Origin of the sequence: Pseudomonas sp. GM48, assembly GCF_000282335.1 — a bacterium.
Classification (GTDB): Bacteria; Pseudomonadota; Gammaproteobacteria; order Pseudomonadales; family Pseudomonadaceae; genus Aquipseudomonas.
The window spans coordinates 1-26,846 of the sequence record NZ_AKJM01000033.1 but is presented as its reverse complement, the minus strand read 5'-3'; the positions used below and the strand labels follow the sequence as shown (position 1 = coordinate 26,846).

The 26,846-nt window shown below is 59.3% G+C and carries 21 protein-coding genes and 1 tRNA gene; 18 read left to right on the top strand and 4 right to left on the bottom strand.

What is annotated here, in order from left to right:
* Window positions 1-17: 17 nt before the first annotated feature.
* From glpE to PMI28_RS24990, 5 genes are all read left to right on the top strand, one after another.
* Window positions 18-347, top strand: coding sequence for a thiosulfate sulfurtransferase GlpE (gene glpE, locus PMI28_RS24970; RefSeq protein WP_007982657.1), 330 nt, complete (start codon window positions 18-20; stop codon window positions 345-347).
* A 297-nt stretch (window positions 348-644) separates the two neighbouring features.
* The gene (locus tag PMI28_RS24975) at window positions 645-2,567 is read left to right on the top strand and encodes a PrkA family serine protein kinase (protein WP_007982655.1); all 1,923 of its coding nucleotides are present in this window, start codon (window positions 645-647) and stop codon (window positions 2,565-2,567) included.
* Window positions 2,568-2,771: 204 nt separating this feature from the next.
* Window positions 2,772-4,043: a YeaH/YhbH family protein gene (locus tag PMI28_RS24980; protein WP_007982653.1), complete on the top strand. Its 1,272-nt coding sequence runs from the start codon at window positions 2,772-2,774 to the stop codon at window positions 4,041-4,043.
* Complete coding sequence (locus PMI28_RS24985; protein ID WP_007982651.1) at window positions 4,040-5,602, top strand: SpoVR family protein; 1,563 nt, start codon at window positions 4,040-4,042, stop codon at window positions 5,600-5,602. Before PMI28_RS24980 ends, PMI28_RS24985 begins: the two co-directional genes overlap by 4 nt.
* A gap of 63 nt (window positions 5,603-5,665) precedes the next feature.
* On the top strand, window positions 5,666-6,895 hold the full coding sequence (locus PMI28_RS24990) for a multifunctional CCA addition/repair protein (RefSeq protein ID WP_007982649.1): 1,230 nt from the start codon (window positions 5,666-5,668) through the stop codon (window positions 6,893-6,895).
* A gap of 81 nt (window positions 6,896-6,976) precedes the next feature.
* Here the strand turns inward: PMI28_RS24990 and folK are convergent, their stop codons facing one another.
* Window positions 6,977-7,495, bottom strand: a complete 519-nt coding sequence (gene folK, locus PMI28_RS24995) for a 2-amino-4-hydroxy-6-hydroxymethyldihydropteridine diphosphokinase (RefSeq protein WP_007982647.1) — start codon at window positions 7,493-7,495, stop codon at window positions 6,977-6,979.
* On the bottom strand, window positions 7,486-7,842 hold the full coding sequence (gene folB / locus PMI28_RS25000; protein WP_007982646.1) for a dihydroneopterin aldolase: 357 nt from the start codon (window positions 7,840-7,842) through the stop codon (window positions 7,486-7,488). Before folB ends, folK begins: the two co-directional genes overlap by 10 nt.
* A gap of 74 nt (window positions 7,843-7,916) precedes the next feature.
* Here folB and plsY point away from each other — a divergent pair, with 74 nt between their 5' ends.
* Window positions 7,917-8,486 carry a glycerol-3-phosphate 1-O-acyltransferase PlsY gene (gene plsY, locus PMI28_RS25005; RefSeq protein ID WP_007982643.1) on the top strand — a complete coding sequence of 190 codons (570 nt, stop codon included), beginning with the start codon at window positions 7,917-7,919 and terminating at the stop codon, window positions 8,484-8,486.
* A gap of 23 nt (window positions 8,487-8,509) precedes the next feature.
* Here plsY and tsaD read toward each other — a convergent pair whose 3' ends face one another.
* Window positions 8,510-9,535, bottom strand: a complete 1,026-nt coding sequence (tsaD, locus tag PMI28_RS25010) for a tRNA (adenosine(37)-N6)-threonylcarbamoyltransferase complex transferase subunit TsaD (RefSeq protein ID WP_007982642.1) — start codon at window positions 9,533-9,535, stop codon at window positions 8,510-8,512.
* 199 nt (window positions 9,536-9,734) lie between these two features.
* Between tsaD and rpsU the strand changes: the two genes are divergently transcribed.
* The 6 genes from rpsU to PMI28_RS25035 all read left to right on the top strand — a co-directional run bounded on the left by rpsU (window position 9,735) and on the right by PMI28_RS25035 (window position 18,988).
* Window positions 9,735-9,950: a 30S ribosomal protein S21 gene (gene rpsU, locus PMI28_RS29325; RefSeq protein ID WP_002551877.1), complete on the top strand. Its 216-nt coding sequence runs from the start codon at window positions 9,735-9,737 to the stop codon at window positions 9,948-9,950.
* Between the two features lie 480 nt (window positions 9,951-10,430).
* Window positions 10,431-12,398, top strand: coding sequence for a DNA primase (gene dnaG, locus PMI28_RS25015; RefSeq protein ID WP_007982640.1), 1,968 nt, complete (start codon window positions 10,431-10,433; stop codon window positions 12,396-12,398).
* A 67-nt stretch (window positions 12,399-12,465) separates the two neighbouring features.
* Window positions 12,466-14,313, top strand: coding sequence for an RNA polymerase sigma factor RpoD (gene rpoD, locus PMI28_RS25020; protein WP_007982638.1), 1,848 nt, complete (start codon window positions 12,466-12,468; stop codon window positions 14,311-14,313).
* Window positions 14,314-14,436: 123 nt separating this feature from the next.
* On the top strand, window positions 14,437-18,183 hold the full coding sequence (locus PMI28_RS25025; protein WP_007982636.1) for a bifunctional diguanylate cyclase/phosphodiesterase: 3,747 nt from the start codon (window positions 14,437-14,439) through the stop codon (window positions 18,181-18,183).
* Window positions 18,184-18,198: 15 nt separating this feature from the next.
* A tRNA-Ile gene (locus tag PMI28_RS25030) sits at window positions 18,199-18,275 on the top strand.
* 404 nt (window positions 18,276-18,679) lie between these two features.
* Complete coding sequence (locus PMI28_RS25035; RefSeq protein ID WP_007982634.1) at window positions 18,680-18,988, top strand: DUF3077 domain-containing protein; 309 nt, start codon at window positions 18,680-18,682, stop codon at window positions 18,986-18,988.
* A gap of 98 nt (window positions 18,989-19,086) precedes the next feature.
* Here PMI28_RS25035 and PMI28_RS25040 read toward each other — a convergent pair whose 3' ends face one another.
* The gene (locus PMI28_RS25040; protein WP_007982632.1) at window positions 19,087-19,722 is read right to left on the bottom strand and encodes a hypothetical protein; all 636 of its coding nucleotides are present in this window, start codon (window positions 19,720-19,722) and stop codon (window positions 19,087-19,089) included.
* A 173-nt stretch (window positions 19,723-19,895) separates the two neighbouring features.
* Between PMI28_RS25040 and PMI28_RS25045 the strand changes: the two genes are divergently transcribed.
* The 6 genes from PMI28_RS25045 (at window position 19,896) to pqqB (ending at window position 26,773) form a co-directional block, all read left to right on the top strand.
* The gene (locus tag PMI28_RS25045; RefSeq protein WP_007980298.1) at window positions 19,896-20,357 is read left to right on the top strand and encodes an Lrp/AsnC family transcriptional regulator; all 462 of its coding nucleotides are present in this window, start codon (window positions 19,896-19,898) and stop codon (window positions 20,355-20,357) included.
* A gap of 222 nt (window positions 20,358-20,579) precedes the next feature.
* Window positions 20,580-22,262 (top strand): flavin monoamine oxidase family protein, encoded by a 1,683-nt coding sequence (locus PMI28_RS25050; RefSeq protein WP_007982630.1) that lies wholly within the window; start codon window positions 20,580-20,582, stop codon window positions 22,260-22,262.
* A 12-nt stretch (window positions 22,263-22,274) separates the two neighbouring features.
* Window positions 22,275-23,069 carry a carbon-nitrogen hydrolase family protein gene (locus PMI28_RS25055; protein WP_007982628.1) on the top strand — a complete coding sequence of 265 codons (795 nt, stop codon included), beginning with the start codon at window positions 22,275-22,277 and terminating at the stop codon, window positions 23,067-23,069.
* Between the two features lie 48 nt (window positions 23,070-23,117).
* The gene (gene pqqF / locus PMI28_RS25060; RefSeq protein ID WP_007982626.1) at window positions 23,118-25,547 is read left to right on the top strand and encodes a pyrroloquinoline quinone biosynthesis protein PqqF; all 2,430 of its coding nucleotides are present in this window, start codon (window positions 23,118-23,120) and stop codon (window positions 25,545-25,547) included.
* Window positions 25,548-25,705: 158 nt separating this feature from the next.
* The gene (gene pqqA, locus PMI28_RS29320; RefSeq protein ID WP_003444522.1) at window positions 25,706-25,780 is read left to right on the top strand and encodes a pyrroloquinoline quinone precursor peptide PqqA; all 75 of its coding nucleotides are present in this window, start codon (window positions 25,706-25,708) and stop codon (window positions 25,778-25,780) included.
* A gap of 81 nt (window positions 25,781-25,861) precedes the next feature.
* Window positions 25,862-26,773, top strand: a complete 912-nt coding sequence (gene pqqB, locus PMI28_RS25065; protein ID WP_007982624.1) for a pyrroloquinoline quinone biosynthesis protein PqqB — start codon at window positions 25,862-25,864, stop codon at window positions 26,771-26,773.
* Window positions 26,774-26,846 lie beyond the last annotated feature (73 nt).

Here is a 26,846-nt window from a genome sequence, read left to right as displayed (position 1 = left end):
AGCCACAGGAGCCCGCCATGAGCGAATTCAAACGTATCCCCCCAGAACAGGCCCAAGCCCTGCGCGAACAAGGCGCCGTGGTGGTCGACGTCCGCGACCCGGCCACTTTTGCCGCCCTGCACATCGCAGGCTCGAAGCATCTGGACAATCATTCCCTGCACGCCTTCATCCAGGGTGCCGACCTCGATGCCCCCACCGTGGTGGTCTGCTATCACGGCAATTCCAGCCAGGGCGCGGCCGCCTACCTGATCAGCCAGGGCTTCTCCGACGTCTACAGCATGGATGGCGGATTTGAGTTGTGGCGTACGACGTATCCTGCAGAAACGGCGCAAGGCACCTCCGAATAATTTTTTTGTAACGTTGCAAGCCCCGGCTCCCGCGGGCTGGCGCGGTGGCAGACGAACGGTCTGCCACAACTAATTACGTATCTCGCCTTTACCTCCCGAATTCCCAACTATCCTTAAGCCCAGGCCATCCAAAACAGGGGAGAGCCGGTACACCGGCGCACGGGTCATCGGGAGTAGCTTTCGGGGTAGTCAGCCCCGGGAGAGTTCTGGGGGGTAAACAGCAATCGCCTGTTCGGTTGCTGCCAGCATCGACTGAGTGATCCGGCGTCGGCTCCACGTATCGAGCGAGGTGACGTCATGAGTATCTTTAGCCACTTCCAACAACGCTTCGAGTCCACACGCCAGGAAGAACTCTCTCTGCAAGAGTATCTGGAACTGTGCAAAAAAGACCGCAGCGCCTACGCTTCCGCTGCCGAGCGTCTGCTATTGGCCATCGGCGAGCCGGAACTGCTCGACACCTCGACCAACTCGAGACTGTCACGCATCTTCTCCAACAAGGTAATCCGTCGCTACCCGGCCTTTGAAGACTTCCACGGGATGGAAGAATGCATCGACCAGATCGTGTCGTATTTCCGCCATGCCGCTCAGGGCCTGGAAGAGAAGAAACAGATCCTTTACCTGCTCGGCCCTGTCGGTGGCGGTAAGTCGTCCCTGGCCGAGAAGCTCAAGCAACTGATGGAAAAAGTGCCCTTCTATGCAATCAAGGGCTCGCCGGTTTTCGAGTCGCCCCTGGGTCTGTTCAACTCCACTGAAGATGGAGCGATCCTCGAGGAAGACTTCGGCATTCCACGGCGCTACCTCAACACCATCATGTCGCCATGGGCGACCAAGCGCCTGGCCGAGTTCGGTGGCGACATCAGTCAGTTCCGCGTGGTCAAACTCTACCCGTCGATCCTCAACCAGATCGCCGTGGCCAAGACTGAACCTGGCGACGAAAACAACCAGGACATCTCGGCGCTGGTGGGCAAGGTCGATATCCGCAAACTGGAGGAATTCCCACAGAACGACGCCGATGCCTACAGCTACTCGGGCGCACTGTGCCGGTCCAACCAGGGCCTGATGGAGTTCGTCGAAATGTTCAAGGCACCGATCAAGGTGCTGCACCCACTGCTGACCGCCACCCAGGAAGGCAACTACAACAGTACCGAAGGCCTCGGCGCGATTCCGTTCACCGGGATCCTGCTGGCGCACTCCAACGAATCGGAGTGGCACACCTTCCGCAACAACAAGAACAACGAAGCCTTCATCGACCGGATCTACATCGTCAAAGTGCCGTACTGCCTGCGGGTCAGTGACGAAGTGAAGATCTACGACAAGCTGCTGTTCAACAGCTCGCTGGCCAAGGCGCATTGCGCACCGGATACCCTGAAGATGCTGGCCCAGTTCACCGTGCTCTCGCGCCTCAAAGAGCCGGAAAACTCCAACATCTACTCGAAGATGCGCGTGTACGACGGCGAGAACCTCAAGGACACCGATCCGAAAGCCAAGTCGATCCAGGAATACCGCGACAACGCCGGTGTCGATGAAGGCATGAACGGCCTTTCCACCCGGTTTGCGTTCAAGATCCTGTCGAAAGTGTTCAACTTCGATCCACACGAAATTGCCGCCAACCCGGTGCATCTGCTCTACGTGCTGGAACAACAGATCGAACAGGAACAGTTCCAGGCCGAGACACGCGAACGCTATCTGCGCTTCCTCAAGGAATACCTGGCACCGCGCTATATCGAATTCATCGGCAAGGAGATCCAGACCGCCTACCTCGAGTCCTACAGCGAATACGGCCAGAACATCTTCGATCGTTACGTGCTGTACGCCGACTTCTGGATCCAGGACCAGGAATACCGCGACCCGGAAACCGGCGAGATCCTCAATCGCGTAGCCCTGAACGAAGAGCTGGAGAAAATCGAAAAACCGGCCGGCATCAGCAATCCGAAGGATTTCCGCAACGAAATCGTCAACTTCGTCCTGCGCGCCCGGGCCAACAACAACGGCAAGAACCCGACCTGGCTCAGTTACGAAAAACTGCGGGTGGTCATCGAGAAGAAAATGTTCTCCAACACCGAGGACCTGCTACCGGTCATCAGCTTCAACGCCAAGGCCAGCAAGGAGGACCAGCAAAAACACAACGACTTCGTCACACGGATGGTCGAGCGGGGCTACACCGACAAACAGGTACGACTGCTGTCCGAGTGGTACCTGCGGGTCAGAAAATCACAATAACCCGCTGCCGGTCAGACCGGTTGTCGTCAGCCAGAGACCTGTGTGCGCTTTTTCTGTTACACAGGCCTCTGGAAGGTGTTCGAAAGTCGGTAGCGAGTTCAGGCAGCATCCAAAGCGCTTGGGGGAGCGTTCAATACCCCTCGGCTCTCGGTTCGATGCTGTATCACCGCTCGCCCCTTTCAGGACAGCTTCTAAGGAGCAGTCATGAGCTATGTGATCGACCGACGTCTCAATGGCAAGAACAAGAGCACGGTGAACCGCCAGCGGTTTCTGCGGCGCTACCGTGATCACATCAAAAAGGCTGTCGAAGAGGCGGTCAGCCGGCGCTCCATTACCGATATGGAACACGGCGAACAAATCAGCATTCCCGGCCGCGACATCGACGAGCCGGTGCTTCATCACGGCCGCGGCGGCAAGCAGACGGTCGTGCACCCGGGCAACAAGGAATTCACCAGCGGCGAACATATCGCCCGTCCACCGGGAGGTGGTGGCGGTCGGGGTCCGGGCAAGGCCAGCAATTCCGGCGAAGGGATGGACGAATTCGTCTTTCAGATCACCCAGGAAGAATTCCTCGAATTCATGTTCGAGGACCTCGAACTGCCAAACCTGGTCAAGCGCAACCTGACCGGCACAGACACCTTCAAGACTGTTCGAGCCGGGATCAGCAACGAGGGCAACCCGTCGCGGATCAACATCATCCGGACCCTGCGTTCAGCCCACGCCCGGCGAATCGCCCTGTCCGGCAGCAGCCGGGCAAAACTGCGCGAGGCCAAGGAAGAACTTCTGCGACTCAAGCAGGAAGAACCAGACAACTTCGGCGATATTCAGAAAATCGAGGCAGAAATCGAAAAACTCAGCGCGCGCATTCACCGCGTGCCGTTTCTCGACACGTTCGACCTCAAGTACAACCTGCTTATCAAGCAACCCAACCCCAGCTCCAAAGCCGTGATGTTCTGCCTGATGGACGTGTCCGGTTCGATGACCCAGGCGACCAAGGACATCGCCAAACGCTTCTTTATCCTGCTGTACCTGTTTCTCAAGCGGAACTACGAAAAGATCGACGTCGTGTTCATCCGACATCACACCAGCGCCCGCGAAGTGGATGAAGAGGAGTTTTTCTACTCCAGGGAAACCGGCGGCACCATCGTCTCCAGCGCCTTGAAACTGATGCAGGAGATCATGGCCGAGCGTTATCCAAGCAATGAGTGGAACATCTACGCCGCCCAGGCTTCCGACGGTGACAACTGGAACGACGACTCTCCGATCTGCCGCGACATCCTGATCAACCAGATCATGCCATTCGTCCAGTACTACACTTACGTTGAGATCACCCCGCGCGAGCACCAGGCCCTGTGGTTCGAGTACGAGCGCATCGCCGAAGCCTTTTCCGACACGTTTGCCCAGCAACAACTGGTCTCGGCCGGGGATATCTATCCGGTCTTCCGTGAACTCTTCCAGCGCAGGTTAGTGACATGACCGCCAAAGAGCAGAAGCGCCAACCCATTTCCACCGGCTCCGAATGGACGTTCGAGCTGATCCAGGCGTACGACAAAGAAATCAGTCGTCTGGCGGCTCGATACGCCCTAGACACGTACCCCAACCAGATCGAAGTGATCACCGCCGAGCAGATGATGGACGCCTATGCCTCGGTCGGTATGCCGCTGGGTTATCACCACTGGTCCTACGGCAAGCATTTTCTCAGCACTGAAAAATCCTACACTCGCGGCCAGATGGGTCTGGCGTACGAGATTGTGATCAACTCCGACCCGTGCATCGCCTACCTGATGGAAGAAAACACCATCTGCATGCAGGCGCTGGTGGTAGCCCATGCCTGCTATGGGCACAACAGCTTTTTCAAAGGCAATTACCTGTTCCGCACCTGGACCGACGCCAGTTCGATCATCGATTACCTGGTGTTTGCCAAGCAGTACATCATGCAATGCGAAGAGCGCCACGGTATCGACGCGGTCGAGGACCTGCTCGACTCCTGCCATGCGTTGATGAACTACGGTGTCGATCGCTACAAACGCCCCTATCCGATCTCTGCGGAAGAAGAACGTCGCCGGCAAAAGGACCGGGAGGAGCATTTGCAGAAACAGATCAATGATCTGTGGCGAACCATTCCCAAGGGCGCGGACAAGTTCAGCGACAAGGACAATGCACGCTTCCCCGCCGAACCTCAGGAAAACATCCTGTACTTCATCGAAAAACATGCACCGCTGCTGGAGCCATGGCAGCGGGAAATCGTGCGCATCGTGCGCAAGATCGCCCAGTATTTTTATCCACAGCGCCAGACCCAGGTGATGAACGAGGGTTGGGCGACGTTCTGGCACTACACCCTGATGAACGACCTGTACGACGAAGGCCTGGTCACCGACGGCTTCATGATGGAGTTCCTGACATCCCACACCAGCGTGGTATTCCAGCCTGGTTTCGACAGCCCTTACTACAGCGGCATCAACCCTTATACGTTGGGTTTTGCCATGTACCGCGACATCCGGCGCATGTGCGAAGAGCCGACGGAAGAAGACCGACGCTGGTTCCCGGACATTGCGGGCACCGACTGGCTGGCGGCCATCAAGTTCGCCATGAGCAGCTTCAAGGATGAGAGTTTCATCCTGCAGTATCTGTCGCCCAAGGTGATCCGCGACCTGAAGCTGTTCAGCATTCTCGATGACGACCAGAAGGACGACCTGCTGGTACCCGCCATTCACGACGAAGGCGGCTACCGCATCATCCGTGAAACCCTGGCGGCGCAGTACAACCTCGGCAACCGCGAACCCAACGTGCAGATCTACAGCATCGACCGGCGTGGCGACCGCTCCCTGACCCTGCGTCACCAGCAACACGACCGCAAACCACTGGGGGACTCCACCGAAGAAGTGCTCAAACACCTGCACCGCCTCTGGGGCTTCGATATTCACCTGGAAACCCTGCAAGGGGATCAGGTGATGAAAACCCACCATGTGCCGCCCAGAAGCGAACACAGCGAAGGCGAATACGGTCGGCTGGACCTGGCCGTCATCCATCTTTGATCCGGTTTGTGCCTCCGAAAGCTCGACGCAACGGTTATCCTGTCGAGCTAACGGAGGTTTTTTATGCGGATTTATAAAGTCGGCGGTGCGGTACGTGATCGCTTGCTGGGCAAACCGGTCACCGATATCGATTGGGTTGTGGTCGGCGCCACCACCGAAGAAATGCTCGCCAAGGGCTTTCGCCCGGTGGGCGCGGATTTCCCGGTGTTCCTTCATCCAAAAAGCGGTGAGGAGTACGCCCTCGCCCGAACCGAGCGCAAAAGCGGACGCGGTTACGGCGGGTTCACGTTTCACGCCAGCCCTGAAGTCACCCTCGAAGAAGACCTGATCCGTCGCGACCTGACCATCAATGCCATGGCCGAAGACGATCAGCAGAACCTGACCGATCCGTACCACGGCCAGCGCGATCTCGAAGCGCGCCTGCTTCGCCACGTTTCCCCGGCATTTGCCGAAGATCCGCTCAGGGTCTTGCGTGTTGCCCGCTTCGCGGCGCGCTACGCGGCGCTGGGTTTTACCGTTGCCCCGGAAACCCTGGAGCTGATGCGCCAACTCAGCGAGTCAGGCGAACTTGAGGCTCTGACCCCGGAGCGCAGCTGGAAGGAAATTTCCCGCGCCCTGATGGAAGATCAGCCACAGGTGTTCGTTGAGGTATTGCGTGCATGCGGCGCACTCAAGGTGTTGATGCCGGAGGTCGACGCGCTGTTCGGTGTACCGCAACCACCGGCCCATCACCCGGAAATCGATACTGGCGCACATACCCTGGGCGTGTTGCAGCAAACCGCCATACACAAACAGCCACTGACCGTGCGCTGGGCGTGCCTGCTGCACGACGTGGGCAAGGGCCTGACGCCAGAGGAAGAGTGGCCGCGACACATTGCCCACGAGTTCAAAGGCCTGAAGTTGATCAAAGCGGTCAATGAACGCTTCAAGGTACCGAGAGACTGCCAGGAACTGGCAGTGCTGGTGGGCGAATATCACACCCACGGCCATCGCGCCTTTGAGCTGAAGCCATCGACGCTGCTGGAATTGCTGCAAAGCTTCGACGTATACCGCCGGCCACAGCGGTTCGAGGAGTTCATTGCGGCCTGCGAGATGGATGCGCGTGGGCGCAAAGGGCTGGAAGAAAGAAGTTATCCACAGGCGGATTATCTGCGCGGTGCGGCAACCGCGGCTCGCAGCGTGGCGGTTCAGCCGTTGCTGGAAAAGGGGTTCAAGGGACCGGAGCTTGGAGAGGCGATCAAGCGCGAGCGGCTAAAAGCGCTGAAGGCTTACAAGGAAGCGGCGTCTGCCTGAAAAGCTTCGCGAGCAAGCCCGCTCCCACAGGTTTACGCTAACCCTGTGGGAGCGGGCTTGCTCGCGAAGGCGTCGGTCAGATCACAGCAAATCTGAAGGCGTCAATTGCTCGCCACGCCACTCAAACGCCACCGGCGCCAGCACCTGATCGATCTGCGATTCGGCCCACAATGTAGCGAAACTTTTACCCGCACCCGGGTGTACTCGATCCGGCGCTATCAACGACAACGGCCACAGAACGAACGCATTTTTCAGAATTTCTGCGCGCGGCAAGATCAGGCCATCAAAGTTACCCACCAGATCGCCGAACAACAACACGTCGATATCCAGTGGCAAACCTCGTCGATCCGGCGCGTAACGACCGTTATCCGCCTCGATGAACTTCAACCGACGATCGAGCTCCATCAGCGGCAGATCGGTATACGCCGACACCACGAAATTGAAGAACGGCCCGCTCTTGATGCCCACTGGCTGGCTTTCGAATACCGCCGAACAGCGGATATCGACAAGGAACGCCGCCAAAGCATCGAGACCCGCCTGCAAATGGGTTTCACGCTCGATATTGCTACCGAGCCCGAGGTACACCTGAGTCAGCGACATCCGCGCTCGATCTCCACGCCCACACCACCGATGGCAGCCGGGATGGCACCGGGCTTGGTCAGCTTCAGGCGCATCCAGGTGATTTTGAATTCGCTCATCAGCACTTCAACCAGGCGCTCGGCAAAGGTTTCAACCAGCTGGAATTGCGCCTGCTCGGCAAACGCCTGGATGCGCGAGGAAACGCTGGCGTAATCGAGCGCCAGGGTCAGGTCATCACCGGCTGCAGCCGGGCGATTGTCCCAGGCGAAGCTCAGATCAAGACGCAAGCACTGTCGGATGCCTCGTTCCCAGTCGTAGGCACCAATCACCGTGTCGACTTCCAGGCCCTCGATAAACACTCTGTCCAAGCACTTCTCTCCGCTACACGACAAGGGCGCAATGCGCCGTTAGAATCAGGGCTTCCTCGCCCGGAATAGTTAGCATGTTTTGGTTATTGGCGATCCTCGCCTACCTGCTCGGCTCTCTGTCCTTCGCCATTTTGCTCAGCCGCCTGACCGGTAACCCCGATCCGCGAATGAGTGGCTCGGGCAATGCCGGCGCCACCAACATGTTGCGCCTGGCCGGCAAGAAACTCGCCATCCTGACCTTGCTCGGCGACCTTTGCAAAGGCCTGCTGCCGGTACTGATTGCTCGTCTTGCGGGTCTCTCGCAGCAAGAACAGGCCTGGATCGGCGTCTATGCCGTCATCGGCCATCTGTTTCCATTGTACTTCCGCTTTCGCGGCGGCAAGGGTGTCGCCACCGCTGCGGGCATGCTGCTGGGACTGTACCCGCCCGCTGCGCTTCTGGCGGTCTGCGCCTGGCTCTTGACGTTCTACCTGACCCGCACCAGCTCTCTGGCCGCCCTCATCGCCACACCGCTGAGCCTGCCTTTGCTGGCCTGGCAAGAACCGGCCGCCCTGCTGCCCATGAGCACGCTCACCGGGCTGATCGTCTGGCGTCATCGCGGCAATCTACGCGACCTGTTTGCCGGGCGCGAACGGCATTTCTAGTTGCCGGACATGAGCGCCGCTCATCACAACGCCGACAATTGCTCCATCGGCCAGCGTGCCTGCACGCTGATCGCCAGGCTTTCCTGCTGACCGGCCTGCAAGCGCTGACAGCCGGCGAACGCGATCATCGCGCCGTTATCGGTGCAGAACTGCGGACGGGCATAAAACACATCGCCCCTCATATCGCCGAGCATTTTCTCCAGAGAAGTGCGCAACGCCTTGTTGGCACTGACGCCCCCGGCGATCACCAGGCGCTTCATGCCGGCGGCTTTAAGGGCACGCTTGCACTTGATGGTCAAAGTCTCCACCACGGCCTGCTGGAACGCCAGCGCGATGTCGCATTGGGCTTGCTCGCCGTCGTCCCCGGCGCTGACGCACTGCTGCCAGGTGTTCAGCGCAAAGGTTTTCAAGCCACTGAAGCTGAAATCCAGGCCCGGGCGGTCACACATCGGACGCGGAAAGACGAAACGCCCTGCAACGCCCTGCTCTGCAAGGCGAGCGATCTCCGGTCCGCCCGGATAATTGAGGCCCATCATCTTGGCCGTCTTGTCGAAGGCTTCGCCGGCAGCGTCATCCAGGGTCTCGCCCAAGAGCGTGTATTGACCAATTGCGTCGACCTGAACCAGCTGCGTATGACCACCCGACACCAACAAAGCGACGAACGGAAATTCCGGCGGTTGCGACTCCAGCATCGGTGCCAGCAAGTGACCTTCCATGTGGTGCACGCCAAGGGCCGGAATACCCCAGGCAAAGGCCAGCGCCTGAGCGCAGGAAGCCCCCACCAGCAACGCGCCCACCAGGCCAGGGCCCGCGGTGTAGGCGATCGCATCGATCTCGGTCGGCACGCAGTCGGCTTCGGCCAACACCTGACGAATCAAGGGCAGCATGCGTTTGACGTGATCGCGCGAGGCCAGCTCCGGCACCACGCCGCCATAGGCGCGGTGCAGGTCGATCTGACTGAACAGCGCGTCGGCCAGCAGCCCGCGCTCACTGTCGTAAAGTGCGACGCCGGTTTCATCGCAGGAAGTTTCTAATCCCAGTACTAGCATGGGTTTGCGCCTTGTTTAGGCTGAATTCGAAGGCGCGCATAATAGTCGCCGCGTGATGCCCCGACCAGCGGTTTTCGATCAGAGGCTTTGCATTCCGAGCGTTGAGGGGTTAACATCCGCAACCCTTAAAAACCGACGTCTTCAAGTGCTCTTTTGCCGCGAGGATGTTGACCCCGGTAATGAATGAAGGTAGCTCTGGATGCCAGCCGTCAAAGTAAAAGAGAACGAACCCTTCGACGTAGCTCTGCGTCGTTTCAAGCGCTCCTGCGAAAAAGCCGGTGTACTGGCTGAAGTTCGTAGCCGCGAATTTTACGAGAAGCCAACTTCTGAGCGTAAGCGCAAAGCAGCAGCCGCTGTTAAGCGTCACGCTAAGAAAGTTCAGCGCGAACAGCGCCGCGCCGTTCGTCTGTACTAATACACAGACGATCGTAGCAAGCTTCTGCCAAGCCCGGCCCTCAGCCGGGCTTATGGCATTTGCGGAAAACGCTTGATGCTTCACTGTCAAAGCCGCAGACGCGACCGAGACAAATCTGCTTCACCACGTCAGACCTGGCTCTTTTGCCAGCGGTGCACGTCTTTTCTGACGAGCCTTCCAAGGCTACTGACGAGCACACCCACTGATTCCTCTTACGACGATCAGCCCAAGGCACCTGCTTGCGTGCCAAATGATGAGCTATCCGAGGCCGATGATTGGCCGCAGCGGATTCAGCGCAATACTTTCAAACAGTCGAATGCTGATTGGCATTAACGTCAGCGGATTTTCGGCAGATACACTTCCCGACAGCGATTACGCAGACGACACTGGTCGAGCCGCTTACTTTGCGCGCCTCAAACAATGACCGAGTTCGGTCGCCGTACGTTTCGGGTTCCTTTCAGCGCAGATGACGAGAACGCCATGGCCGGGCTAATTCCCCAGAGCTTCATTGACGACCTTCTGAACCGCACCGACATCGTCGATGTGGTCAGCTCGCGCCTGCAACTGAAAAAAGCCGGCAAGAACCACACCGCCTGCTGCCCGTTCCACAAAGAAAAGACTCCGTCGTTCAGCGTCAGCCCCGACAAGCAGTTCTATTACTGCTTCGGCTGCGGCGCTGGCGGCAACGCCCTCGGCTTCATCATGGACCACGACAACCTGGATTTCGTCCAGGCTGTCGAAGAACTGGCCAAAGCCGCCGGCATGGAAATCCCCCGCGAAGAAAGCGGCCGCCCGCACAAACCGCGGCAGCCGACCGATTCGCCGCTGTATCCGCTGCTCAGCGCTGCCGCCGACTTTTATCGCCAGGCCCTGAAAAGCCATCCATCGCGCAAGGCGGCCGTGGATTACCTGAAAGGTCGCGGGCTGACCGGCGAAATTGCCCGGGACTTCGGCCTCGGCTTTGCCCCACCCGGCTGGGACAACCTGTTCAAGCACTTGAGCAGCGATACCCTGCAACAAAAAGCCATGATCGATGCTGGCCTGCTGATCGAGAACGCCGAAAGCGGTAAACGTTACGACCGCTTCCGCGACCGCGTGATGTTCCCGATCCGCGACAGTCGCGGGCGCGTCATCGCATTTGGCGGCCGGGTATTGGGCGACGACAAGCCGAAATACCTGAACTCCCCGGAAACCCCGGTTTTCCATAAGGGCCAGGAACTCTACGGCCTGTACGAAGCGCGCAAGACCAACCGCAACCTCGACGAGATCATCGTTGTCGAGGGTTACATGGACGTCATTGCCCTGGCCCAACAAGGCCTGCGCAATGCCGTCGCAACCCTGGGCACCGCCACCAGCGAGGAACACCTCAAGCGGCTGTTTCGCGTCGTGCCCAGCGTATTGTTCTGCTTCGACGGCGACCAGGCCGGCCGCAATGCGGCATGGCGGGCGCTGGAGGCGACACTTTCGAGCCTGCAGGACGGTCGCCGCGCACGCTTCCTGTTCCTGCCTGAAGGCGAGGACCCGGACACACTGGTCCGCTCCGAAGGCACCGATGCCTTCCGCGCACGCATCAACCAGCACGCGCAGCCACTGGCCGATTACTTCTTCCAGCAACTGACGGAAGAAGCCGACCCGCGCTCGCTTGAGGGCAAGGCGCATATGGCCACCCTCGCCGCGCCGTTGATCGACAAAGTCCCGGGCGCCAACCTGCGCACCCTGATGCGCCAGCGCCTGAGCGAAATCACCGGCCTGAGCGGCGAAGCGGTGAGCCAGCTGGCACAAAGCGCCCCGCCAGAAGCACCGCCGGCCTACGACCCGGGCATCGATTACGACGCTATGCCCGATTACAGCGACTATCATCAGCCGCAGGCACAGGAAATGTATGTGCCGCAGCAGGAATGGACGCCGAAGAAACCCGGTGCAGGAGGCAAGAAATGGGACAAGAAACCGTGGGACAAGAATGGCAAACGGGGCGCTGATCGCGATCAACCCCGCGCGCCACGGGTGCCCGCCGCCGTAGAACCGCCGACCCTCGCCGCCTTGCGCACGCTGCTGCATCACCCGCAACTGGCCGAAAAAGTCGAGGATGCCGGACACTTCGCCGCCGAGGATCACACCAACACACAATTGCTGGTGGCGCTGCTCGAGGCCGTGCAGAAGAATCCCAAGCTAAACTCAATTCAGCTGATTGCGCGCTGGCACGGCACAGAGCAGGGCCGCTTGCTCAAGGCCCTGGCGGAAAAGGAATGGCTGATTGATGGAGATAACCTTGAACAACAGTTTTTCGACACCATTACTAGCTTGTCAGCCCGCCAACGCGAGCGAAACCTGGAACAACTTCTTCGAAAAGCACGTCAAAGTGAATTGACCAGCGAAGAGAAAAACCAACTGCGCGACCTTTTAAGTCGCAATGTTTCCGCATCAAACCCGACCTCAACTGGCGCGTGAGGTCATAGCTCAGGTATAATCCTCGGCTTGTTTTTTGCCCGCCAAGACCTTCAGTGGATAGGGTGTTATGTCCGGAAAAGCGCAACAGCAGTCTCGTATCAAAGAGTTGATCACACTTGGTCGTGAGCAGGGCTACCTGACTTACGCGGAGGTCAACGACCACCTGCCGGAGGATATTTCAGATCCGGAACAGGTGGAAGACATCATCCGCATGATCAATGACATGGGGATCAACGTATTCGAGGTTGCGCCAGATAAGGATTCCCTTATGCTGGCCGACGCCGATACCGACGAAGCCGCAGCCGAAGAGGCCGCTGCAGCGTTGGCTGCGGTCGAGACCGACATTGGTCGCACTACCGACCCGGTGCGCATGTACATGCGCGAAATGGGTACGGTCGAGCTCCTCACACGTGAAGGCGAAATCGAAATCGCCAAGCGTATTGAAGAGGGCATCCGTGAAGTGATGAGCGCAATCGCGCACTTCCCTGGCACGGTTGATCATATTCTCTCCGAGTACACCCGCGTCACCACCGAAGGTGGCCGCCTGTCCGACGTCCTGAGCGGTTATATCGACCCGGACGACGGCATCGCGCCGCCTGCGGCAGAAGTGCCGCCTCCAATTGACGCGAAAGCCGTCAAAGCGGATGACGACTCCGACGACGAAGACGGTGAAGCCTCGGATGACGAGGAAGAAGCCGAAAGCGGTCCGGATCCGATCATCGCCGCACAGCGTTTTGGCGCTGTTGCCGATCAGATGGAGATCACCCGCAAGGCGCTGAAAAAGCACGGTCGTCACAACAAGGCAGCGATTGCCGAGTTGCTGGCCCTGGCCGAACTGTTCATGCCGATCAAACTGGTGCCGAAGCAATTCGAAGCCCTGGTCGAGCGTGTTCGCAGCGCCCTGGATCGCCTGCGTCAGCAAGAGCGCGCAATCATGCAGCTCTGCGTTCGTGATGCACGCATGCCGCGTGCAGACTTCCTGCGCCAGTTCCCGGGCAACGAAGTCGACGAAAGCTGGAGTGATGCCCTGGCCAAAGGCAAAAGCAAATACGCTGAAGCCATTGGTCGTCTGCAGCCGGACATCGTCCGTTGCCAGCAGAAGCTGACCGCGCTGGAAACCGAAACCGGTTTGACCATCGCCGAGATCAAGGACATCAACCGTCGCATGTCGATCGGTGAGGCCAAGGCCCGCCGCGCGAAGAAAGAGATGGTTGAAGCCAACTTGCGTCTGGTGATCTCGATCGCCAAGAAGTACACCAACCGTGGCCTGCAATTCCTCGATCTGATCCAGGAAGGCAACATCGGCTTGATGAAAGCGGTAGACAAGTTCGAATACCGTCGCGGCTACAAGTTCTCGACTTATGCCACCTGGTGGATCCGTCAGGCGATCACTCGCTCGATCGCCGACCAGGCCCGCACCATCCGTATTCCGGTGCACATGATCGAGACGATCAACAAGCTCAACCGCATTTCCCGGCAGATGCTGCAGGAAATGGGTCGTGAACCGACGCCGGAAGAGCTGGGCGAACGCATGGAAATGCCTGAGGACAAGATCCGCAAGGTATTGAAGATCGCGAAAGAGCCGATCTCCATGGAAACCCCGATCGGTGATGACGAAGACTCCCATCTGGGTGACTTCATCGAAGACTCGACCATGCAGTCGCCAATCGATGTTGCAACCGTTGAGAGCCTGAAAGAAGCGACTCGCGAAGTGCTGTCCGGCCTCACTGCCCGTGAAGCCAAGGTACTGCGCATGCGCTTCGGTATCGACATGAATACCGACCACACCCTCGAAGAGGTTGGTAAGCAGTTCGACGTGACCCGTGAGCGGATTCGTCAGATCGAAGCCAAGGCGCTGCGCAAGCTGCGCCACCCGACGAGAAGCGAGCATCTGCGCTCCTTCCTCGACGAGTGATCACATAACCCCCGGCCCAGGCCGGGGGTTTTGTTTTGTGCAGATTAAATCCCCCCGCAACTCCCCTACGCTCTATAGCCCGTCTACACTCGAAACATTCCCCCGAGCCATAACGAGACCGTTATGCCCAGACTGCCGACCGTGATTTTTTTGCTGTCGCTGATGACCTGGACCGCAACGGCTGGCGCTCTGACTCTCACTGACGATGAACGTAGCTGGCTGGCGGCTCACCCGGACCTGCGCCTGGGTGTAGATGCATCGTGGCCGCCCTTCGAGTTTCGCGACGATGAGGGCCGCTACCAAGGCCTTGCTGCGGATTACATCGAGGTTATTCGCAAAAGGCTGGCAACCCGGCTCACACCCATCGAGCCGGTGAGCTGGACCGCCGTCCTGGAACAAGCCAAAAAGGGCAAACTGGACCTGTTGCCGGGCATCATGTCGACCCCTGAACGCCAGAAATACCTGTCGTTCACCCGCCCCTATCTGGACTTTCCGATTGTCATCCTGGCCCATGTCGGGGGCCCCCAGCCACATAACCTGCAAGACCTGTACGGCCTGAAAATCGCCGTGGTGGAAAACTACGCCCCCCACGAGCTGCTGCGCAGCCACCATCCCGACTTGAACCTGGTGGCGATGCCCAACGTCAGCTCGACGCTACAGGCGCTGGCCACCGACGCAGTGGACGCCGTGGTGGGCGATCTGGCTTCCAGCGTCTGGAGCCTGCGCCAACTCAAGCTCGACGGGTTGTATGTCAGCGGTGAAACCCCCTATCGCTATCAACTGGCCATGGCTGTACCCCGCGACAACAAGATGCTGGTCGGCATTCTCGACAAAGTCCTGGCGGACATGAGCCCCGCTGAAATCAGCGCCATTCAGGAGCATTGGGTCGGCAACGTCCTCGATCATCGAACTTTCTGGAATGACCTGTTGGTGTATGGACTGCCCGGATTGCTGCTGCTGACCATCGTGCTGGCGGTGGTTATCCGCATCAACCGCCGCTTGAGTTCGGAAATCGCCCGCCGGGTCGACCTTGAACAGGAACTGCGCAGCAGCGAGTACCACTACCGTGGCCTGGTGGAGAGCCTGTCAGCCATCGCCTGGGAAGCAAAAATCACCGACTTCACCTACAGCTATGTATCGCCGCATGCCGAAGATCTTCTCGGTTATCCCCTGTCCCATTGGCTGATTCCGGGCTTCTGGCGCAACATCATTCACCCCGCCGACCTGACCCGCGCCCAGACCTTCTGCGATCACGAAGTGCTGGCCGGGCGCGATCATCGCCTCGACTACCGGGTGATCACCGCCGACGGCCGTTGCCTGTGGGTGCGCGATATCGTCAGTTTGATCGAACACGGGCATGAACCGGTGTTGCGCGGGTTGATGATCGACATCACCGACGCCAAGCGCACCGAAGAAGCGCTGCGCCTGTCGGAACAGAAATTCGCTTCGGTGTTCCAGCAATGCCCGGACATTCTAGTCATCGCGCGCCTGAGCGACGGTTGCCTGCTGGAAGTCAACGAAGCGTTCGAAGAACAGATTGGCCTCAAGGCCGGGGACGTCATTGGCCAGACCGCCACCGACCTGAACATCTGGGGCATTCCCGGTGTTGGGCCAGGCCTGTTGCAACGCTTGCAGGCCGGCAGCATCCGCAACCTGGAAATGCCCTTTCGTCGCAGCAACGGCCAGGTGTTTACCGGCCTGATCTCCGCCGAGCCGTTCAATCTCGACATGACGCCAGCGCTGGTGGTCGTCGTGCGGGACATCACCCCGCTCAAGGAAACCCAGCAACAGCTGCAAACATCCGAAGAAAAATTCGCCAAGGCCTTCCATGCCTCTCCCGACGGTTTGCTGCTGTCGCGGCAAAGTGATGGCTTGCTGTTGGAGGTCAATGAGGGCTTCAGCCGCATCACCGGGTTCAACAGCGCAATGTCGGTGGATCGTTCGGTGCTGGACCTGGGGATTTGGGTCAACCTCAATGAACGCAAGCAAATGCTCGACCTGCTGCACCGGGACGGTTTTGTCCGTGATTTCAGTTGCCATATCCGCCGCAGCGACGGGCAGATCCGCCTCTGCGAAGTGTCCAGCCGCCCACTGCCGATTGGCGATGAGGACTGCATGCTGACCATCGCACGGGACATCACCGAGCGGCACCTGATGCAGGAAAAACTGCAACAAGCCGCCACCGTGTTCGAGAGCACCGCCGAAGGCGTGTTGATCACCGATACCCAACAGCACATCAGTGCGGTGAACCGTGCGTTCACCGAAATCACCGGTTACAGCGAAAACGAAGCGCTGGGCCACACGCCGCGCCTGCTCGCCTCGGGCCTGCATGACAGCGCGTTCTACGCAGCCATGTGGCACCAATTGACCGCCGAAGGTCATTGGCAAGGCGAGATTTCCAATCGGCGCAAGAATGGCGAGTTATATCCGAGCTGGCTGACCATCAGTGCCGTGCGCAACCGCGACAAGTTCATCACCCACTTTGTCGCGGTATTCGCCGACATCTCCAGCCTCAAGCATGCCCAGGCCAAACTCGACTACCAGGCGCACCACGACCCGCTGACTGGCTTGCCGAACCGCACGCTGTTCGAAAGCCGCTTGCTGACTGCGCTCAACAACCAGCAGGAAAGCGGCAAGCAGGGCGCTGTGTTGTTCCTCGACCTTGACCGCTTCAAGCACATCAACGACAGCCTCGGCCACCCGGTCGGCGACCTGCTGCTCAAGGGCATTGCCGTACGCCTCAAGGAGCAGTTGCGTGACATCGACACCGTGGCGCGCCTGGGTGGTGACGAATTCATCATTCTGTTGCCGGGCCTGCAACAACCCAGCGATGCCGACCACATCGCCAATAAACTGCTCAACTGTTTCACCGCCCCCTTCCAGGCCGGCGAACACGAGTTTTTCATCAGCGCCAGTATCGGCACCAGCCTCTATCCGAGGGATGGCTGCGACGTTGCCACACTGATCAAGAACGCCGACGCCGCGATGTACTCCTCCAAGGCCAAGGGCCGCAACCGGGTCGAAAGCTACACCCGCGACCTCACCGCCCAGGCCAGTGAACGCGTGGCGCTGGAACACGAACTACGCCGCGCCATCGAACGCAACGAGTTGCACCTGTGCTACCAACCGAAAATCAGCCTCGACGACTACAGCCTGGTCGGCGCCGAAGCCCTGATCCGCTGGCGCCATCCAACCTTTGGCGACGTGCCGCGAGAACACTTCATCCCGCTGGCTGAAGAAAACGGCATGATCCTGCAAATCGGTGACTGGGTTCTGGAAACCGCCTGCCGACAGATGTCCGAATGGCACCAGATATACGAGGGTCTCGGCCCGCTGTCGGTCAACCTGGCCGGCGCCCAATTGCGCCAACCCAATCTGCTGGGCCGTATCGAACAGTTGCTCAAGGACAACGGCCTCAACCCCGGTTTCCTGCAACTGGAGATCACCGAAAACTTCATCATGAGCCAGGCCGAAGAAGCGCTGGCGGTGCTGCATCAACTCAAAAAACTGGGTGTGCAATTGGCCATCGACGACTTCGGCACCGGTTACTCGTCCTTGAGTTACCTCAAGCGCCTGCCGCTGGACATCCTCAAGATCGACCAGTCCTTCGTCCGCGGCCTGCCGGACGATCCCCACGATGCGGCGATCGTACGCGCCATCATCGCGCTCGGACGCAGCATGCAATTCACCGTGATTGCCGAAGGGGTCGAGACCCTGGCGCAACAGCAATTCCTCGCCGCCGAGGGTTGCGAGCAAATCCAGGGCTACATCGTCAGCCTGCCCCTCCCCGCGGACGAATTTGCCGCGACGTTTCTTCGTACAACCGTAATGGCTTTTTCGGATGGCACAGTAGCGAAACCGTCGTTATAATCCGCGGCCTACTGAGGGCCTATAGCTCAGTTGGTTAGAGCAGAGGACTCATAATCCTTTGGTCCACGGTTCAAGTCCGTGTGGGCCCACCAAACAAGAAAGCCGCGTTTTTACGCGGCTTTTTCGTGTCCAACGTTTAGTTTTGTTTACTTATGGTCTCGCTTTATCGGATGACGCCCGCAGACCTTGTAGGCAAACTCCGAATCTTGCGCTTAGGCACTTTGCCGCCTTGTTACGCTTTTCTTTGACGGGATAGTCTCCGGTGTCGCTGACCATTCAGCGATCGGGCTTGGAAACCCGTCTAGTCAAGTCAAGCGCAACAGTCCCATCATGACTCCAGACGTTTTTACGACTGCGACTCAGTGTTATGGCAGCTGTGCGTGGGACGTCTTCGGACGTGCCGGTTTCCTTGGCTCCCGGTTTCCAACCTGCGCACAGCTGCCACCCATTCGCTTGGAAACGAACGAGGCAGCTCTTTAAGCCAAGGAGCTACATCATGACAAAAGCAAATCCTTCTGATCATTCAGAACTGAAAACCGTCGGCTTCACCCCTTTCCTGTATCTCTCGGATCAACCCTTGTTCCACGTCTGCCGCGACGTCCCCATCGCCGACGCCTTGGCCCAAGCCTCCGACCTGCTATTCCTCGCCAAGTCCTTGACCATCGACGCCGCCTACGCCCAAGACTCCGACCGCCACGCCTGGGCCGCGCATTACCTGACGTCGATGAGCAAAGCGGTGATTGATGATGTGGTGAAGGTGCTGACGCGTCGGCCTGCCGGAGCAAGCAAGCACGCGAACCGATGAACCTGTAGGAGCGAGCTTGCTCGCGAAGAAATCACAGGCGACGCTAACTGTCTGGTTTCTCGCGTTATCGTTCACGACCTTCGCGAGCAAGCTCGCTCCTACAATGTATGCACGCGCTGCTCGGGCCACATCCGCTCAACCGCCTCACCCGTCAACACGACCTCATACGTATCCGCCGCCCGCCCCCACTGCTCCACGAGAGCCATGCCGTCCACCAGCGCTCCTGCCAATTCGGCAATCGTTTCGGCCTGATCTTCTATGATTTTTTGAGTCCGATCCCACACCCGTTCCATCATCGCTTTAAGCTCCGCCGCTATTCGCTCAGACGACGCGGGATCGGTATCCGGGTAGGCGAGGTTGCGCAGCAAATGCTGCAGTTCCCTGACTTTTGCGAAATCCTGCTCCGCCCCCTGTCCACCTTTGAGGATGGCTGTGGCTTTCGATTTATCGACGCGTTTCACGGCGGTATGTTTCGAAGGGAGTGTCTGTGCCATCGCACCCGCCAAGAGGACCATCATCCGGGCTTCCAGATGTTCCTTCATGGCTTCTATCGAAAAAATCGAACGCGCCAAGCTGACGGACGCCCCGCCTTGATGCCTCAAATCCATGGTCACCGTCAGGTGCACACCCCCCGTTTCGAACCCCAGGGCTCTGGCCACAACGTAGTGGCCCATTTCGTGATGGGCAATCTGCAAGGCATGGTCCCGTACAGCGGCAGGCAGTTTCGTCGTCATGTCCTTCCCTCGCACCCTCGACTGCATTAATCCTAGCCGAATTGCGCACACCCTCTTTCGGCCATTCAACAACAAAAAAGCCGCGCAATCCGTCCGCTCGACGAGCACAAGCGCCCCATCGAACGAGCCTGTAACATGCTGCACCATTGATTCGCGCCAATGGAGATAACCCTTTGCCTGACACTCGCCCACCTGTCCTCGATGAAATCGACCGCCAGTTGATTGCCGCCCTGCAAATCAACGCCCGCGAGAGCGTGGCCATGCTGGCCCGGCAACTGGGCATCGCCCGCACCACCGTTACCTCGCGTCTGGCGCGGCTGGAAAAAGCCAAAGTGATCACCGGTTACGGCGTGCGCCTTGGGCAGCGGGTGGTGGATGGCGGGTTGCAGGCGTATGTGGGGATCACTGTGCAACCGCGTTCCGGCAAGGAAGTGTTGCGACGGCTGAGTGCGATGGCGCAGGTGCAGCAGTTGTGTGCGGTGAGTGGCGAATTTGATTATGTAGCGTGGCTGCGCACCGATTCGCCGGAGCAGCTGGATCAGTTGCTGGATCAGATTGGCAGTGTGGATGGGGTGGAGAAGACCACGACCTCGATCATCTTGAGCAGCAAGATTGATCGGGGGCAGCCGGTTTGAGTTTTCAGGCCAGGGTTCATCAGTGACTGACCTGGCGCTTTCGCGAGCAAGCCCGCTCCCACAGTGGGCAGTGTGCGCAACAAGATCGTCATATCGACCAATAAAATGGCAAAACGACGACACTTTGCGTCTTATTAACGTGTTCTGTGCTCTCTAGAATGGCTGGCATCTTTTCCTATACTCAGATGCGCATTCCGCGTCGGGTCGCCAGCAAGGTCAGCCATGAACAAGAACAATCGCCATCCCGCAGACGGTAAGAAACCAATCACCATTTTCGGTCCGGACTTTCCTTTCGCCTTCGACGACTGGATCGAGCACCCGGCTGGCCTGGGCAGCATTCCCGAGCACAATCATGGTGCCGAGGTGGCGATTGTCGGTGGCGGGATTGCCGGCCTGGTGGCCGCGTATGAGCTGATGAAGCTGGGGCTGAAACCGGTCGTCTACGAAGCCTCGAAAATGGGTGGCCGTCTGCGCTCTCAGGCATTCAACGGCGCCGAAGGCATTGTGGCTGAGCTCGGTGGCATGCGTTTTCCGGTGTCCTCTACTGCGTTTTATCACTACGTCGACAAGCTCGGCCTGGAAACAAAGCCGTTCCCCAACCCGCTGACCCCCGCATCGGGCAGCACGGTGATCGACCTCGAAGGCCAGACTCATTACGCACAGAAGCTGTCGGATCTTCCCGCACTGTTCCAGGAAGTGGCTGACGCGTGGGCCGATGCCCTGGAAGCCGGTTCGCAGTTCTCGGATATCCAGCAAGCCATTCGCGACCGCGACGTGCCGCGCCTCAAGGAACTGTGGAACACCCTGGTGCCGCTGTGGGACGACCGCACCTTCTACGACTTCGTCGCCACCTCCAAGGCGTTCGCCAAGCTCTCGTTCCATCACCGCGAAGTGTTCGGCCAGGTCGGTTTCGGCACCGGCGGCTGGGACTCGGACTTCCCCAACTCGATGCTGGAAATCTTCCGCGTGGTGATGACCAACTGCGACGATCACCAGCATCTGGTGGTCGGCGGCGTGGAACAGGTGCCGCAGGGCATCTGGCGCCATGTGCCGGAGCGTTGCGCGCACTGGCCCGAAGGCACCAGCCTCAGCTCCCTGCACAACGGCGCACCACGCACTGGCGTGAAGAAGATTGCCCATGCACCAGGTGGCCGTTTCGCCGTCACCGATAACTGGGGCGACACCCGCGAATACGCCGCGGTACTGACCACCTGCCAGAGCTGGTTGCTGACCACCCAGATCGAATGCGACGAAACCCTGTTCTCGCAAAAGATGTGGATGGCCCTGGACCGCACCCGCTACATGCAATCGTCGAAAACCTTCGTGATGGTCGACCGCCCGTTCTGGAAGGACAAGGACCCGGAAACCGGCCGCGACCTGATGAGCATGACCCTCACTGATCGCCTGACCCGTGGCACCTACCTTTTCGACAACGGCGATGACAAGCCGGGGGTGATTTGCCTGTCGTACTCGTGGATGAGCGACGCGCTGAAAATGCTCCCGCAGCCGGTTGAAAAACGCGTGAAACTGGCGCTGGATGCACTGAAAAAGATCTACCCGAAAGTTGACATTGCCGCCCGCATCATTGGTGAGCCAATCACCGTGTCCTGGGAAGCCGACCCGCATTTCCTCGGCGCGTTCAAAGGTGCCCTGCCCGGCCACTACCGCTACAACCAGCGCATGTACGCGCACTTCATGCAGGACGACATGCCAGCCGAGCAGCGCGGGATTTTCATTGCCGGTGACGACGTTTCGTGGACGCCAGCCTGGGTTGAGGGCGCGGTACAGACCTCGCTCAACGCAGTGTGGGGGATCATGAAACACTTCGGCGGTGCAACTCATGCCGAGAATCCGGGTCCAGGAGATGTGTTCAACGAGATCGGACCGATCGCCCTGCCCGAGTAAGAGGAATCCGAGATGCGCGTAGCCCTTTACCAATGTCCACCGTTGCCGCTGGATGTCGCCGGCAACCTGCAACGCCTGCAACAACTGGCGCTGGAGGCAAAAGGCGCCGATTTGCTGGTACTGCCGGAGATGTTCCTGACCGGCTACAACATCGGCGTCGATGCCGTCAGCGTGCTGGCAGAGGTGCATAACGGTGAGTCGGCACAACAGATTGCGCGCATTGCCAAGGCTGCCGGGATCGCCATTTTGTATGGCTATCCCGAGCGCACCGCCGACGGGCAGATCTACAACGCCGTGCAGTTGATCGACGCCAATGGCGAGCGCCTGTGCAACTACCGCAAGACTCACTTGTTCGGCGACCTCGATCACTCGATGTTCAGCGCCGGTGCGGACGAGTTTCCCATCGTTGAGCTCAACGGCTGGAAGCTCGGTTTCCTGATCTGCTACGACCTGGAATTTCCGGAAAATGCCCGGCGCCTGGCTCTGGCCGGCGCCGAGCTGATTCTGGTGCCGACCGCCAACATGATTCCCTATGACTTCATCGCTGACGTCACCGTCCGCGCCCGGGCCTTTGAAAACCAGTGTTATGTGGCCTACGCCAACTATTGCGGGCACGAAGGCGACATCCACTACTGCGGCCAGAGCAGCATCGCCGCACCGGATGGCAGCCGCATCGCCCAGGCGGGGCTGGATGAGGCACTGATTGTCGGTGAGCTGGATCGTCAGTTGATGGTCGACTCCCGCACTGCCAACCGCTACTTCCTCGATCGCCGCCCTGAGCTTTACGGCGACTTGAACAAGCGCTGAACCACTCTAATCCGCTAGCATTGGCACTTCACTGTTCTGGAAGTGCCCATGCCCGCGCTGAATCACCCTCGCCCCCCTACTGAAACACTGGCCAATGGTCTGCGGGTAACGCTGCGTCATACCCCGAATCTGAAGCGCTGTGCCGCGGCATTGCGGGTCGCCGCTGGCAGCCATGATGTGCCACTGGGCTGGCCGGGGCTGGCGCATTTTCTTGAGCACCTGCTGTTTCTGGGGACTGAGCGTTTTCCTGCCGGGCAAGGGTTGATGGCCTACGTCCAGAGTCATGGCGGCCAGATAAACGCGCGAACCAGCGAGCGCACCACGGACTACTTTTTCGAACTGCCACCCCAAGCGTTTGCCGGTGGGCTGGAGCGTCTGTCAGACATGCTCGCCCATCCGCGTATGAATCCGGACGATCAGCAGCGGGAGCGGGAAGTGTTGCAGGCGGAATTTGTCGCCTGGTCGCAGGATGCCGCAGCGCAGCAGCAGTTTTCTTTGTTCAACGGGCTTGGTGAGGCTCATCCATTGCGGGGTTTTCATGCCGGCAATCGCGACAGCCTGCCGCTGCAGCAACCCGAGTTTCAGCAGGCGCTGCAGGATTTTTATCAGCGGTTTTACCAGACCGGGCAAATGACCCTGAGCCTGGTCGGGCCGCAGAGCCTCGATGAATTGAAGGCGATGGCCGAAGCCTTTGGCAGCGTCATTGCCAAAGGCCAAACAATCACTCAACACCCCCCGGTGCCGCTGATGGACGCGTCGGCCAACAGTTATCAACAGGCTGGCGAGCGACGCCTGGACCTGCTGTTTGCCCTCCAGGCACTGCCCGATTTCTCTGCCGAAGCGCTGGCGTTCCTGTGCCACTGGCTGAATCTGGCAAGGCCCGGCGGTTTGTTGGCTGACCTGCGCGAGCGCGGGCTGGCCGATAACCTGAAAGCTCAACCGCTGTACCAGTTCGCCGGGCAAGCCTTGCTGCATATCGAATTCACCCTGCCCGCCGCGGCTTCGGCAACAGGCATCCGCGAACGCCTGATGGACTGGCTCGGTTTTTTTGCCGAACAAGACTGGAACCGATTGCGCGAAGAATACGCAACCCTGCTCCAGCGCCAGCAGCAAGTCAGCAGTGCCTTGCAACTGGCCCGACTGGACAGCGAACAGCGCGAAGCCGGGTTACCCGAGCAGGGCGTCACAGCCCTCAAGCAAATCCTCCAACAAATCGGAGCTGTGGATAACTTCAGTGGCCCATGGCAATTGCCCGCCCCCAATCCTTTCCTGCGCGGCGAAGCACCGGCACCCAACGCCGGATTGATTCGCGGCCAGACCAGCGCCCATCGAGGCCTGCGCACTTTTGCCCAGGATCGCTCGCGCAGCCGTCGTGAACGTTCGCCAATGCAATTCAGCCAGGCATTCCCGGACAACTGTGCCGAAGGTGCGATTTATCTGCGCTGGCGCCTGGACTCGACTCCCGGCGGCAACCTTCAAACACGGCTGGAAAATAACCTGCTTGCGTTACGAGAAGACGCGCATCAGGCGGGAGTGGACTTTTCCTTCAGTGCGTCGGGCAACGAATGGCTGCTGAAACTGAACGGGCTACAGGAGCCGATGCCCTCCGTCCTGGAGCATGCGCTGAAAGAACTGACAAAACCTGATGCCGCTGCCTCACCATCAGCATCGACGAGCGTTGCGTTAATGCCGATTCGACAACTGCTCAAGGCATTGCCCGATCACTGCCTTGGGCACACCGCGAACTCGGATGACGTGCAGCAACTCTGGTCGAGTGCGCGCTGGGACGGGCTGGCCATCGGGTTATCGGCTCAGACTCAAGCGGCCATGGGATTGGCTTTGAGCCGTATACCCGGCACGCCGGACAATCAACTGACGGCGCCAGCTTCGATCCATTCACAACGTCTGTGGAGCAATGTCGATATCGCCTCCAGCGAACACGCGCTGCTGCTGTTCTGTCCGACAGCCACCCAGGAAATGGCCGACGAAGCCGCGTGGCGTTTGCTCGCGCACGTCTGTCAGACGCCGTTCTACCAGCGCCTGCGGGTGGAGCTGCAACTCGGCTATGCGGTGTTCAGCGCCCTGCGGCAGATTCACGGGCAAACCGGGTTGCTGTTTGGTGTGCAATCGCCAAACGTTGCGCCGATGGACCTGCTGCAACACATCGAGCAATTCCTGAATCGATTACCGGAATTGATCAACGCGCTCGACGACACCACCTTCACCGCTCAACGCCAGGCCCTGGCGGATCAGTTTTCCAGCGCCACGCTCACCACGGCCCAAGCGGCCGAATTGCTCTGGCAGGGCAAACTGGCCGGCCGCTCGTCGGATTATCTGACGCAATTACCCGAGGCCATTTTGCAGATCGACCCGGCCACGCTATTGGCTGCGACCCGGCGCCTGAATCAGGCCGAGGGTGGCTGGCGCTGCCTGTCCAGCGCGGTTAGCCCGGGCGAGCCATGGCAAGCGGCAAAATGATCATTACCGGGGCTGTAAGGAGCTTTCTCAAAGTTTCACGGGCAATCTCTTTGAAATTTTGAGTAACATAGCCACCTAACTATCTGGAACATCTCTGACTTGAGGTGGACTATATCTATAGATAGCGCTGTCCCACCCTACCTGAAGGAGTTCAATTTATGGCCTGGACCAAACCTGCCTACACCGACCTGCGTATCGGCTTTGAAGTCACCATGTACTTCGCAAGCCGCTAATCTCTACCTTGGTAGACGTGCAGCACAACGCCTCGGTTATCCGAGGCGTTTTATTTTCAGCGTTGAAATGATGGAGCGTCCATGTTTGTCCAGATTCTAGGTTCCGCTGCCGGCGGCGGCTTCCCCCAGTGGAACTGCAACTGCGTGAACTGCGCAGGCTTTCGCAACGGCAGCCTGCGGGCCAAGGCGCGGACGCAATCGTCCATCGCGATTTCCGATGACGGCTTGAACTGGGTGCTGTGCAACACCTCCCCGGACATTCGCGCCCAACTGCAGAGCTTCGCCCCGATGCAGCCCGGCCGCGCCCTGCGCGATACCGGGATCAGCGCGATCATCCTGATGGACAGCCAGATCGACCACACCACCGGCCTGCTCATGCTGCGTGAAGGGTGCCCGCATCAGGTCTGGTGCACCGACATGGTCCACGAAGACCTGAGCAGCGGTTTTCCGCTGTTCAACATGCTGACTCACTGGAACGGCGGGCTGAACTGGAACCGGATCGAGCTCGATAAAGGCTTCACCATCCCCGCCTGCCCGAACCTGCGCTTCACCCCGCTGCCTTTGCGCAGTGCCGCGCCGCCGTACTCGCCGCACCGCTTCGACCCGCATCCGGGCGACAACATCGGCCTGATCGTCGAAGACCTCAACACTGGCGGCAAACTGTTCTACGCACCGGGGTTGGGCAAGATTGATGCAGCGCTCCTGGAAATCATGGCCGGTAGCGATTGCCTGTTGGTGGATGGCACGTTGTGGGACGACGATGAAATGCAGCGTCGTGGCGTCGGCACCCGCACCGGGCGCGAGATGGGCCACCTGGCACAAAACGGCCCCGGCGGCATGCTCGAAGTGCTGGAACAACTGCCCACGCAGCGCAAGGTGCTTATCCACATCAACAACACCAACCCGATTCTCGATGAAGATTCGCCAGAACGGGCGGAGCTGGATCGGCGCCAGGTTGAAGTGGCGTATGACGGCATGAGTATTGTGCTGTAGCGGAGGGCCCCTTCGCGGGCAAGCCCGCTCCCACATTGGACTTGTGGTGTACACAATCCCTGTGGGAGCGGGC

Excerpts from the sequence above, each read along its gene's own strand:
- pqqF (WP_007982626.1), top strand. The coding sequence starts at position 23,118 with ATGCCCGCGCTGAATCACCCTCGCCCCCCTACTGAAACACTGGCCAAT.
- plsY (WP_007982643.1), top strand. The coding sequence starts at position 7,917 with ATGTTTTGGTTATTGGCGATCCTCGCCTACCTGCTCGGCTCTCTGTCC.
- pqqB (WP_007982624.1), top strand. The coding sequence starts at position 25,862 with ATGTTTGTCCAGATTCTAGGTTCCGCTGCCGGCGGCGGCTTCCCCCAG.
- rpoD (WP_007982638.1), top strand. The coding sequence starts at position 12,466 with ATGTCCGGAAAAGCGCAACAGCAGTCTCGTATCAAAGAGTTGATCACA.
- PMI28_RS25025 (WP_007982636.1), top strand. The coding sequence starts at position 14,437 with ATGCCCAGACTGCCGACCGTGATTTTTTTGCTGTCGCTGATGACCTGG.
- rpsU (WP_002551877.1), top strand. The coding sequence starts at position 9,735 with ATGCCAGCCGTCAAAGTAAAAGAGAACGAACCCTTCGACGTAGCTCTG.
- glpE (WP_007982657.1), top strand. The coding sequence starts at position 18 with ATGAGCGAATTCAAACGTATCCCCCCAGAACAGGCCCAAGCCCTGCGC.
- PMI28_RS24980 (WP_007982653.1), top strand. The coding sequence starts at position 2,772 with ATGAGCTATGTGATCGACCGACGTCTCAATGGCAAGAACAAGAGCACG.
- PMI28_RS25035 (WP_007982634.1), top strand. The coding sequence starts at position 18,680 with ATGACAAAAGCAAATCCTTCTGATCATTCAGAACTGAAAACCGTCGGC.
- dnaG (WP_007982640.1), top strand. The coding sequence starts at position 10,431 with ATGGCCGGGCTAATTCCCCAGAGCTTCATTGACGACCTTCTGAACCGC.
- PMI28_RS25040 (WP_007982632.1), bottom strand. The coding sequence starts at position 19,722 with ATGACGACGAAACTGCCTGCCGCTGTACGGGACCATGCCTTGCAGATT.
- folK (WP_007982647.1), bottom strand. The coding sequence starts at position 7,495 with ATGTCGCTGACTCAGGTGTACCTCGGGCTCGGTAGCAATATCGAGCGT.
- PMI28_RS24990 (WP_007982649.1), top strand. The coding sequence starts at position 5,666 with ATGCGGATTTATAAAGTCGGCGGTGCGGTACGTGATCGCTTGCTGGGC.
- PMI28_RS25050 (WP_007982630.1), top strand. The coding sequence starts at position 20,580 with ATGAACAAGAACAATCGCCATCCCGCAGACGGTAAGAAACCAATCACC.
- tsaD (WP_007982642.1), bottom strand. The coding sequence starts at position 9,535 with ATGCTAGTACTGGGATTAGAAACTTCCTGCGATGAAACCGGCGTCGCA.
- PMI28_RS25055 (WP_007982628.1), top strand. The coding sequence starts at position 22,275 with ATGCGCGTAGCCCTTTACCAATGTCCACCGTTGCCGCTGGATGTCGCC.
- PMI28_RS24985 (WP_007982651.1), top strand. The coding sequence starts at position 4,040 with ATGACCGCCAAAGAGCAGAAGCGCCAACCCATTTCCACCGGCTCCGAA.
- PMI28_RS24975 (WP_007982655.1), top strand. The coding sequence starts at position 645 with ATGAGTATCTTTAGCCACTTCCAACAACGCTTCGAGTCCACACGCCAG.